The sequence below is a fragment of the Streptomyces sp. NPDC030021 genome (assembly GCF_055574035.1).
In genome coordinates this window covers 380,692-390,544 of sequence record NZ_JBVIAH010000008.1, presented here as the reverse complement: position 1 = coordinate 390,544, position 9,853 = coordinate 380,692, and the positions used below count along the sequence as shown (strand labels likewise).

Annotated in this window: 11 protein-coding genes; 8 read left to right on the top strand and 3 right to left on the bottom strand. The window is 70.1% G+C overall.

Annotated features, from left to right (window positions below; genetic code table 11):
* Positions 1–143: 143 nt before the first annotated feature.
* The gene (locus tag ACZ4YL_RS19135) at positions 144–743 is read right to left on the bottom strand and encodes a hypothetical protein (RefSeq protein ID WP_301368068.1); all 600 of its coding nucleotides are present in this window, start codon (positions 741–743) and stop codon (positions 144–146) included.
* Between the two features lie 133 nt (positions 744–876).
* Here ACZ4YL_RS19135 and hemL point away from each other — a divergent pair, with 133 nt between their 5' ends.
* From hemL to ACZ4YL_RS19100, 7 genes are all read left to right on the top strand, one after another.
* The gene (gene hemL / locus ACZ4YL_RS19130; protein WP_468117724.1) at positions 877–2,199 is read left to right on the top strand and encodes a glutamate-1-semialdehyde 2,1-aminomutase; all 1,323 of its coding nucleotides are present in this window, start codon (positions 877–879) and stop codon (positions 2,197–2,199) included.
* Positions 2,196–2,903, top strand: coding sequence for a histidine phosphatase family protein (locus tag ACZ4YL_RS19125; protein ID WP_468117723.1), 708 nt, complete (start codon positions 2,196–2,198; stop codon positions 2,901–2,903). The genes hemL and ACZ4YL_RS19125 overlap by 4 nt, the downstream gene beginning before the upstream one ends.
* Positions 2,904–3,097: 194 nt before the next feature.
* Positions 3,098–4,333, top strand: coding sequence for a polysaccharide deacetylase family protein (locus tag ACZ4YL_RS19120; protein ID WP_468117751.1), 1,236 nt, complete (start codon positions 3,098–3,100; stop codon positions 4,331–4,333).
* Positions 4,334–4,422: 89 nt separating this feature from the next.
* Positions 4,423–5,064 (top strand): TlpA family protein disulfide reductase, encoded by a 642-nt coding sequence (locus ACZ4YL_RS19115; protein WP_468117722.1) that lies wholly within the window; start codon positions 4,423–4,425, stop codon positions 5,062–5,064.
* A gap of 111 nt (positions 5,065–5,175) precedes the next feature.
* Entirely contained in the window at positions 5,176–6,888 is a 1,713-nt protein-coding gene (resB, locus tag ACZ4YL_RS19110; protein WP_468117720.1) for a cytochrome c biogenesis protein ResB, read from the top strand.
* Positions 6,885–7,988, top strand: a complete 1,104-nt coding sequence (gene ccsB, locus ACZ4YL_RS19105; protein WP_301368063.1) for a c-type cytochrome biogenesis protein CcsB — start codon at positions 6,885–6,887, stop codon at positions 7,986–7,988. The genes resB and ccsB overlap by 4 nt, the downstream gene beginning before the upstream one ends.
* A gap of 25 nt (positions 7,989–8,013) precedes the next feature.
* Positions 8,014–8,517, top strand: coding sequence for an SRPBCC domain-containing protein (locus ACZ4YL_RS19100; protein WP_468117718.1), 504 nt, complete (start codon positions 8,014–8,016; stop codon positions 8,515–8,517).
* Between the two features lie 21 nt (positions 8,518–8,538).
* Here ACZ4YL_RS19100 and ACZ4YL_RS19095 read toward each other — a convergent pair whose 3' ends face one another.
* The gene (locus ACZ4YL_RS19095) at positions 8,539–9,003 is read right to left on the bottom strand and encodes a MarR family winged helix-turn-helix transcriptional regulator (protein ID WP_468117716.1); all 465 of its coding nucleotides are present in this window, start codon (positions 9,001–9,003) and stop codon (positions 8,539–8,541) included.
* 97 nt (positions 9,004–9,100) lie between these two features.
* Between ACZ4YL_RS19095 and ACZ4YL_RS19090 the strand changes: the two genes are divergently transcribed.
* Positions 9,101–9,466, top strand: a complete 366-nt coding sequence (locus tag ACZ4YL_RS19090) for a cupin domain-containing protein (RefSeq protein WP_468117714.1) — start codon at positions 9,101–9,103, stop codon at positions 9,464–9,466.
* Positions 9,467–9,502: 36 nt separating this feature from the next.
* On the opposite strand, the gene ACZ4YL_RS19085 is transcribed toward ACZ4YL_RS19090, so the two are convergent.
* Positions 9,503–9,808: a PLD nuclease N-terminal domain-containing protein gene (locus tag ACZ4YL_RS19085; RefSeq protein ID WP_382543947.1), complete on the bottom strand. Its 306-nt coding sequence runs from the start codon at positions 9,806–9,808 to the stop codon at positions 9,503–9,505.
* Positions 9,809–9,853: the final 45 nt, after the last annotated feature.

Genomic DNA, 9,853 nt, shown 5'->3' with positions numbered 1-9,853 from the left:
AAGTACGTCAGGGACGAGCCGCGGCCCTATGCCTTGCGAGGCACCACACCGGACGCCGCAACCCGACAAATTTTTCCGGCCACAACATGAGTGCTGTGACCGGCGAGATTTGCCGGTCACAGCACTAGGAGGTGGCTGGTCGGTCAGGGCCAGACCAGGCAGTACGGCTGGTGTCCGGCCTCGTGGAGGCGGTGGCTGAAGTCCTGCCACTCGTGGAGCAGCTGGTAGACGTTGAAGGCGTCGCTCGGGCCGCCGCGGTCCGGGACCGTGGACCAGATGAAGGCCGCCGCGCCCACCGATTCCTCGCCGATTCCGCGCAGCGGGTCGACCACGGTCATCGGAAGCTTGACCACCGCGTAGTCGGGGTGGAGGACGACCAGCTCCAGCGGGGGCACCTTGTGGAGGGGAATGCCTTCGATGCCGGTGAGGACCATCGCGGCCACCGTTTCCGGCTTGATCTTGGTGAAGAGGCCGCCCATGCCGAGCTCGTCGCCGCCGAGCTCCTCCGGCCGCATCGTGACCGGGACCCGGGCCGCCGTGGCTCCGTCGGGGGCGCCGAAGTACTTGTACGTCACTCCCATGCCGCGGCCCTTGGGCAGGTCCTCGGACGGGGTCGCCGGCCCGGGGACGGCGTCGGCCGCCTCCATGCCGTGGCGGCGGTGCTTGCCCCGGCGGCGGGCCTCGCGGGCGCGCTGCGGATCGAGGCCGTCCGTTCCCTCGCCCGGTCCACCACCGCGTTGCATATCTCCACCCGACTGGTCTTGCTCGCCCCGGCCCCGCGGCCCCCGCCACGCAGCCTGATCATCATGGCAGTGACCTCCCCCGCGGCGACGCGGTGAAACGCCCGTCCGCAAGTCTGTCGCGGCCTCTGAGACCATGGCTGGTGTGAGCTACCCGTACCCGTATGAAGCCCCAGTTTCGCAGACGCTCTTCGAGCGCGCCTCCCTCGTGACCCCCGGCGGCGTGAACTCTCCCGTGCGCGCCTTCCGCGCCGTGGGCGGTACGCCCCGGTTCATGGTGTCCGGGAGCGGTCCGTACCTCACCGACGCCGACGGTCGTGAGTACGTCGACCTCGTGTGTTCGTGGGGGCCGATGATCCTCGGCCATTCGCACCCCGAGGTGATCGAGGCCGTCCAGGCGGCCGTCGCCCGCGGTACCTCCTTCGGTACGCCTGGTGAGGGAGAGGTGGCGCTCGCCGAGGAGATCGTCGCGCGCATCGAACCCGTGGAGCAGGTCCGCCTGGTCTCCTCCGGCACCGAGGCGACCATGTCGGCGATCCGGCTGGCCCGCGGCTTCACCGGTCGCGCCAAGGTCGTGAAGTTCGCCGGCTGCTACCACGGTCACGTGGACGCGCTGCTGGCCGCCGCTGGTTCCGGTCTGGCGACTTTCGCGCTTCCGGACACCCCCGGTGTGACGGGCGCGCAGGCCGGCGACACGATCGTCCTCCCCTACAACGACCTCGAAGCGGTACGGGCGGCCTTCGCCGCGCACCCCGGCGAGATCGCCTGCGTGATCACCGAGGCCGCGCCCGGCAACATGGGTGTGGTGACCCCCGCCGAGGGCTTCAACCAGGGGCTCGCGGACCTCTGCCGGGAGAACGGCGCGCTCTACATCTCCGACGAGGTCATGACCGGCTTCCGGACCTCCCGCGCCGGCTGGTACGGCGTCGACGGGGTCAAGCCCGACCTGATGACCTTCGGCAAGGTCATGGGCGGCGGCTTCCCCGCCGCGGCCTTCGGCGGCCGCGCCGACGTCATGGGCCACCTCGCCCCCGCCGGTCCCGTCTACCAGGCCGGCACGCTCTCCGGTAACCCCATCGCCACCGCCGCCGGTCTCGCGCAGCTGCGCCTGCTGGACGCGGCCGCGTACGAGAAGGTCGACGCGGTCTCGAAGGAGATCCAGGGCCTGGTCACCGGCGCGCTCGCCAAGGAGGGCGTGGCGCACCGGCTGCAGACCGCGTCCAACATGTTCTCCGTCTTCTTCACCGAGGACGAGGTGCGCAACTACGACGACGCCAAGAAGCAGGAGAGCTTCCGTTTCAACGGGTTCTTCCACTCGATGCTGGCGCAGGGCGTCTACCTGCCGCCGTCCGCCTTCGAGTCCTGGTTCGTCTCCACCGCCCACGACGAGAAGGCGATCGAGCGCATCGCGGCGGCGCTGCCGGCCGCCGCCCGAGCCGCCGCGGAGGCCACCGCATGAGCAGCAGCGCAACGCCCGCCACCCCCGCCACGCCCGAGCTCACCGTCGTGCACCTGGTGCGCCACGGTGAGGTGCACAACCCCGAGGGTGTGCTCTACGGGCGCCGTGACGGCTACCACCTCTCCGAGCTGGGCCGGCAGATGGCGGACCGGGTCGCCGAGCACCTCAAGGGCCGGGACATCGCCTACGTGGTGTCCTCCCCGCTGGAGCGCGCGCAGGAGACGGCGGAGCCGATCGCCAAGGTCCACGGCCTGGATCTGGCGACCGACGCGCGGCTGCTGGAGGCGGAGAACGTCTTCGAGGGCAAGACCTTCGGCGTCGGTGACGGCGCGCTGCGCAAGCCCGGCAACTGGAAGCACCTGACGAACCCGTTCAAGCCGTCCTGGGGCGAGCCGTACGTCGAGCAGGTGGTCCGGATGATGAGCGCGCTGGAGGCGGCGCGCGACGCGGCCCGCGGCCGTGAGGCGGTGGCGGTCAGCCACCAGCTGCCGATCTGGATCGTGCGCAGCTTCGCGGAGAAGCGCCGGCTGTGGCACGACCCGCGGCGCCGGCAGTGCACGCTCGCCTCGATGACCTCCTTCACCTTCCAGGGCGAAAAGCTGGTGTCGGTGGGTTACAGCGAGCCGGCCCGGGACCTGGTTCCGGCCCATCTGCTGGCCGGGGCCAAGCCGGTGAAGGGTGCGTCCAAGGCGTTCGGCGCCTGAGTCCCGGAGCCGGGTCTCGTTTCCCTGATCGGGTCTTGATCGACCGACTGTTACAGGCCGTTACGGTTCGGCCCAACTAAATACAAGTCGCGCGGGAATCACCGTGTCAGCTCGCATCTCCGATCTGATTGTCCGTTTATATGGGCTTCGGGTTGGTATGGGTGGTCGACAGTGGGGACGGTGACATGCGCGACATCAGGGGAGTCGGTCGGAGGGGGTTGCTGGGACTGGGACTTGGTGCGGCCGCCGCGATGGGAATCGCGGGCTGCGGCTCATCGGACACGTCCGGTCCCGGCGCTCCCGGACCCGTCAGGAACCCGAAGAACCCGAAGCCCGGCGAGAAGCCGGCCGTCAGGCCCATCGGTGACGGCTCCACCGCCGACACCGGCCCGCAGCCGAACCAGCCGGACGCACCCGTGCCGCTGCAGCCGGGCGAGACCCCGCCGCAGTTCGTCGTCTTCAGCTGGGACGGCGCGGGGGAGATCGGCAACGGTCTCTTCCCGCGCTTCCTCAAGCTCGCCAAGGACCACGGCGCGGCCATGACCTTCTTCCTCTCGGGCATCTATCTGCTGCCCGAGTCGAAGCGGCACCTCTACCGGCCGCCGAACAACCCCGTCGGGGCCTCGGACATCGGCTACCTCAAGGACGAGAACGTCCGCTCCACCCTCACGCACGTGCGCCAGGCCTGGCTCGACGGGCACGAGATAGGCACCCACTTCAACGGCCACTTCTGCGCGGGCTCCGGCTCGGTCGGCAGGTGGACGCCGGACGACTGGCGGAGCGAGATCGACCAGGCCGTGTCCTTCGTCACCAACTGGCGCACGAACACCGGATTCACCGACCTCGAACCCCTGCCCTTCGACTACGCCAAGGAGCTGAAGGGCGCCCGGACCCCCTGCCTCCTCGGCCGGGACAGCCTGCTGCCGACGGCCGAGCGGCTGGGCTGGCGCTACGACTCCAGCTCTCCCGGCGGCCTCCAGGTCTGGCCGGTGCGCAGGTCCGGCATCTGGGACCTGCCGCTGCAGTCCCTGCCGTTCCCCGGGCACTCCTTCGAGGTCCTCTCGATGGACTACAACATCCTCGCCAACCAGTCGAAGAGCACGACGAGGGGCGTGCCCGCCAACTATCCGGGCTGGCGCACCCAGGCCACGGCCACCTACCTGGGCGGCTTCCGGCGGGCCTACGAGACCAACCGCGCGCCCCTGTTCATCGGCAATCATTTCGAGGAGTGGAACGGCGGCATCTATATGGATGCCGTCGAGGAGGCCCTCAAGGGCATGGCGGACAAAAGGGATGTACGACTCGTATCCTTCCGGCAGTTCACCGACTGGCTGGAGGTCCAGGACCCCAAGGTGCTCGCCAGGCTCCGGGGTCTCGGCCCGGGCCAGTCACCGGCCGGCGGCTGGAGTGCGTACATGACCGCCGCCTGACGGGACGGCGAAGCAGCACCTGACCAGGGCGCGGGCATCGCTCCGGGGGGTGCGGAAGATCCGCGAATTGCTCATGCGAAACTTTTCACATGAGCCTTAGCCGCGCGCGTAACCGTCGTAGTAGCCGCCGCTCGACCGGCGGCCGTGCCACCCTGCTGGCCGTGGCGACCCTGGCCGGCGCCCTCACGCTGTCGGCGTGCGGGGGTCCTGACGGCGGCAAGCCGGTCAGCGGGTCCGGCGGCAACTACGTCTCGGGCGCGAGCGGCATCTCCACCGTGTCCGAGGGGGAGCGCGCCGAGGCCCCGGGGCTCGACGGCGAGACCGTCGACGACGGGACCCTCGACACCACCACGCTCAAGGGCAAGGTCGTGGTCCTCAACGTGTGGGGCTCCTGGTGCCCGCCGTGCCGCGCCGAGGCCGGCCACTTCGCGACGGTCTCCAAGGAGTACGCGGACGCCGGCAAGGACGTCGCCTTCGTCGGGATCAACACCCGCGACAACAGCAAACAGAACGCGATCGCCTTCGAAGAGACCTACGGGATCACCTACCCGAGCCTCTACGATCCCGCGGGGAAGCTGATGCTCCGCTTCCCCAAGGGCACGCTCAACCCCAACGCCATCCCCTCCACGATCGTCCTCGACAAGGACGGCAAGATCGCCGCCCGCACCCTGGCCCCGGTCAACGACGAGCAGCTGCGGTCGATGGTCGACCCGGTCCTCGCGGAGAAGTGACCTCGTGGGCGATGCGGAAGTTCCGCATCACAGGTTCGTGGGACAGCATCGTCAGCGACAGGCAGAGCGGGACCCAAGGCTTCACGGTGGGGATCTGAGGACTAAAGGCACATGAGTACGACAGACAAAGCGAGCACCGACACGTCCGCCGAGGCGGACCCCACCGACGCCGCGGCCGGTGCCCAGCTCTCCACCGCCCCGCTGGAGGACAGCCCCACCGGGCCGGCCACCGGCATCGGCGTGATCGGCTGGGCCCGCTGGTTCTGGCGGCAGCTCACCTCCATGCGGGTGGCGCTGATCCTGCTCTTCCTGCTGTCCCTGGGCGCCATCCCCGGTTCGATCATCCCGCAGAACAACGTCGACGCGATGAAGGTCGCCGACTGGAAGCGGGACAACCCCTCCTGGGTGACCGTCGCCGACAAGCTGCAGCTCTTCGACGTCTACAGCTCCGTGTGGTTCTCCGCGATCTACCTGCTGCTGTTCATCTCGCTCATCGGCTGCATCGTGCCGCGCTCCTGGCAGTTCGTCGGCCAGCTCCGCGGCCGCCCGCCGGCCGCCCCCCGGCGCCTCGACAGGCTGCCCGCCCACACCACCTGGCGCACCGACAGGACCCCGGACGAGGTCCTCTCGTACGCGCGCACGGTGCTCCGCGGCAGCCGCTTCCGCACCGAGGCCGGCGAGGGCCACGTCGCGGCGGAGAAGGGCTACCTCCGCGAGGCCGGGAACCTGATCTTCCACGTCGCGCTGATCGTGATGCTGGTGGCCTTCGCCTGGGGCCAGTACTTCAAGTCCGAGGGCGGCAAGCTGGTCCTGCGCGGCACCGGCTTCTCGAACACGCTCACCCAGTACGACGACTTCAAGTCCGGCACCCTCTTCGACCCGGACGACCTGCCGCCGTTCAGCTTCACGCTGGACCGGTTCGACGCGACGTACGAGATGACCGGCCCGCAGCGGGGCACCCCGCGCGACTTCAAGGCGTACGTCACCTTCTCGGACGGCGCCCACGGCACTCCGCAGAAGCGTGAGATCCAGGTCAACAAGCCCCTGGAGGTCGACGGCTCCAAGGTCTACCTGCTCGGCCACGGCTACGCGCCGATCGTCTCGGTGACCGACTCCACCGGCAAGGTGATCTTCAAGGACGCCGTGCCGATGCTCCCGCAGGACGCCAACCTCACCTCCACCGGAGCCGTCAAGGTCACCGACGGCTACAAGGACAAGGACGGGAAGAAGGAGCAGCTCGGCTTCAACGCCGTCTTCGTGCCGAGCTTCGCCGGTGAGGGCATGGGCACGATGTTCTCGCAGTTCCCCGCCCTCCTGAACCCGCAGCTCATGCTCAACGCCTGGCACGGCAGCCTCGGCGTGGACTCGGGTCTGCCGCAGAACGTCTACCGGCTCACCACCACCAAGATGGAGCCCTTCAAGGACGAGTCGGGCCAGCAGTTCAAGCAGAAGCTGGCACCCGGCGACACGATGACCCTGCCGGGAGGCGCGGGCACCGTGAAGTTCGAGGGCATCGAGCGGTGGGCCACCTTCTCCGTCACCCACCAGCCCGGCAGCGGCCTCGCCCTCACGGGTGCGATCGCCGCCATCGCGGGCCTGGCCGGATCGCTGTTCATCCAGCGCCGGCGGATCTGGGTCCGCGCGGTGACCGGCAAGGACGGCGTGACCGTCGTCGAGATGGCGGGCCTGGGCCGCAGCGAGTCCACCAGGCTCCCGCAGGAGCTGGCGGAGCTCGCCGCCCAGCTGCACCGGCAGGCGCCCACCGCGCCTGCTGCAATGGCCGAACCACGTGTAGAAGAAACCCCTGAAGGAGAGCGCGGATGACGCCGCTCGCAGCCGCAGCCAACGAGAACCTGGCTGAGATCAGCAACTACCTGATCTATTCGTCGATGGCGGTCTACATGCTCGCCTTCTTCGCGCACATCGCCGAGTGGACCTTCGGCAGCCGCAGCAAGGTGGGCCGTACGGCCGCCGCGCTGACCGGTGCCAAGGAGGCCGCTGCGGCCGGAGCTGCCGCGGCCGCCCCCGCCGTGCAGGTCCGCGGCAAGGCCGGAGCCACCGCCGTCCTCGAACAGCCCAAGGTCACCACCCGCTCCGCCGCCGGTACCCGCGACGTCCCGGACGGCCCCGGTGCCGCCGGCGGCACCGTGCAGGGCGACCTGTACGGGCGGATCGCGGTCTCGCTGACCGCGCTCGCCTTCCTCGTCGAGGCGGCCGGGGTGGTCGCCCGCGCCCTGTCGGTGGAGCGGGCCCCCTGGGGCAACATGTACGAGTTCTCGATCACCTTCTCCACGGTGGCCGTCGGCGTCTACCTGGTGCTGCTCGCCCTGAAGAAGAACGTCGGCTGGCTCGGCCTGATCCTGGTCACCACCGTCCTGCTGGACCTCGGCATCGCGGTCACCTGGCTCTACACCGACAGCGACCAGCTCGTCCCGGCCCTGCACTCGTACTGGCTGTGGATCCACGTCTCCACGGCGATCTTCTGCGGCGCGGTCTTCTACATCGGAGCCGCGGGCGCGGTCCTCTACCTCTTCCGGGACTCCTACGAGAGCCAGCTGGAGGCGGGCCGCACGCCGGGCAGGTTCCGCAGTTCGGTGCTGGAGCGGCTGCCCTCGGCGGCCTCCCTCGACAAGTTCTCGTACCGCATCAACGCGGCCGTCTTCCCGCTGTGGACGTTCACGATCATCGCGGGCGCGATCTGGGCCGGCGACGCCTGGGGCCGCTACTGGAACTGGGACCCCAAGGAGGTCTGGTCCTTCGTCACCTGGGTGGCCTACGCCTGCTACCTGCACGCCCGTGCCACCGCCGGCTGGAAGGGTCGCAAGGCCGCGTACCTCGCGCTCTTCGCCTTCGCCTGCTGGATCTGGAACTACTACGGCGTGAACATCCTGCTCAGCGGCAAGCACTCGTACGCGGGCGTCTGACCGTCGGGAGTGGGACGCTGGTGGCATGACGCTCGTGAGCCATGCCACCAGCGAGCAGCGCGGCGAGAACCACTGGCTGCTCCGCTTCGAGCTGCACCTGCCGCACGCCTACGCGGTCCTGTGGCCCGCCCTGACCACGCCGGACGGGCTGCGCGGCTGGCTGGCGGCGGCGGACGTCCTGGAGCGCAGGCTCGGCGGGGCGGTCACGCTGCGCTGGCTGAACACCGGGACCGTGGCGACCGGGCGGGTCACCGCCTGGGACGTGGAGCGGGTCGCCGAGTACACGGTCACCGAGCACGGGCGGATCCGCTTCCACCTGGAGCCCGTCGGGACCGATTCGACCGTGATCCGGTTCGTGAACGAGCGGGGCGGGCCGGAGGACGAGCGCCTGGACCGCCTGGCGGGCTGGCACGAGCACTTCGAGCTGCTGGACTCCGCCCTGGCCGGGCGGCCGGCGGACTGGTCCGCCTGGACGGACACCCGCTGGGCGGCCCTGCGCGAGGCCTACGCCTCCCTCGCCCGCGCCTGAGGCCCGTCGCGCAGGCCGCTCTCACCACACCGGGCGCAGCGGCGGCAGTCCGCCCTCCCCGTGGAAGGTGCGCACGACCTGCCCGAGCCCCTCGCGCAGCGCGGTGAGGTCGGTGCCGCGGCCCAGTTCGGCCTCCAGCTCGTGCAGGATCCGGCCCGCGACGGCGAGGTGGTCACGGGCCGCCGGGGTCAGGACCACCAGCTTGCGGCGGCCGCCCCCGGGGTGCGGCTCGCGGCGCACGTAGCCGCGCTTCTCCAGGTCGTCGACGATCTGCCCGGCGGCCTGTTTGGTCACCCCGAGCCGCTCGGCGAGCTCGGTGGCGGTGGCGCCGTCGCCCTGGAGGGCCTGGAAGGTCATGCCGTGCACCGGCCGCAGGTCCGGGTACCCGGCCTCCGCGACGCGCCGGGTGAACTCCCCCAGCAGCATCTGGAAGCCCAGGCCGAGCAGGAACAGCAGCTCGACGCCCTCGTTCTCGTCTCTCGTCACGCAAATATGGTGACACGGTCGAGTCAAGCTGCTTTACTCACTCGAAGTAAAGGAGCTTTACTCGCATGCCACGAGAGGACGAGGACCCGCCTTGCACGTGATCAGCGCTTCCCCCGAGAACGTCACCGCCACCCCCAACGCCACCATGACCGGCTTCGCCGCCCCCAGCCGCGGCAGCTCCGAGCTGAGCAGCTGGCACGTGGCCATGCCCGCCGGCATCACCGGCCCCGAGCACTCCGTCAGCCGCGAGCAGGTGTGGACCGTGACCGCCGGCTCCCTGGAGGTCAGCTGCGCCGGCCGCACCGAGAAGGCCGCCGCCGGCCAGACCCTCGTCCTACCCCCGGACACGCTGCGCCGCATCCACGCCGCCGAGACCTTCGAGGCCTACGTCGTGATGCGCGCGGACGGCGTGGTCTCGGTCCCGGGGGAGGAGGGCACCCGCGCACTGCCGTGGGCGCGCTAGACGCCCGCGCAGGCGGGTGAATGCGAAGGACCTGGGCTAGCCCTGGTCCTTGTCCTGGTCCTTGTCCTTCTTCTCCTGCTCGTCGCGCAGCGACTTCAGGAACTCCGGGTTGTCGTCCGGCGCCACCCACTGCGTCCGGCGCGCCCGGCCCCCGCCCGAGGCCACCCGGTCCTTGCCCGCGAACAGCCACACGACCGGCCCCACGATGGAGAAGAGCAGGATGATGATCACCCAGACCACCTTGGGGAGGTGCTTGACCTCCGGCTCCGGAGTGTTCAGGCAGTCGATGAAGGCGTAGATGGTCAGCGCGAGGATCAGGAGGAACGGCAGATAGCGCAGCACGGTGTGGGACCGACTCCCAGTCAGTGACGGGGGGCCCGCGTCAGG

Excerpts from the sequence above, each read along its gene's own strand:
- ACZ4YL_RS19125 (WP_468117723.1), top strand. The coding sequence starts at position 2,196 with ATGAGCAGCAGCGCAACGCCCGCCACCCCCGCCACGCCCGAGCTCACC.
- resB (WP_468117720.1), top strand. The coding sequence starts at position 5,176 with ATGAGTACGACAGACAAAGCGAGCACCGACACGTCCGCCGAGGCGGAC.
- ACZ4YL_RS19115 (WP_468117722.1), top strand. The coding sequence starts at position 4,423 with ATGAGCCTTAGCCGCGCGCGTAACCGTCGTAGTAGCCGCCGCTCGACC.
- ACZ4YL_RS19135 (WP_301368068.1), bottom strand. The coding sequence starts at position 743 with ATGCAACGCGGTGGTGGACCGGGCGAGGGAACGGACGGCCTCGATCCG.
- ACZ4YL_RS19100 (WP_468117718.1), top strand. The coding sequence starts at position 8,014 with ATGACGCTCGTGAGCCATGCCACCAGCGAGCAGCGCGGCGAGAACCAC.
- hemL (WP_468117724.1), top strand. The coding sequence starts at position 877 with ATGGCTGGTGTGAGCTACCCGTACCCGTATGAAGCCCCAGTTTCGCAG.
- ccsB (WP_301368063.1), top strand. The coding sequence starts at position 6,885 with ATGACGCCGCTCGCAGCCGCAGCCAACGAGAACCTGGCTGAGATCAGC.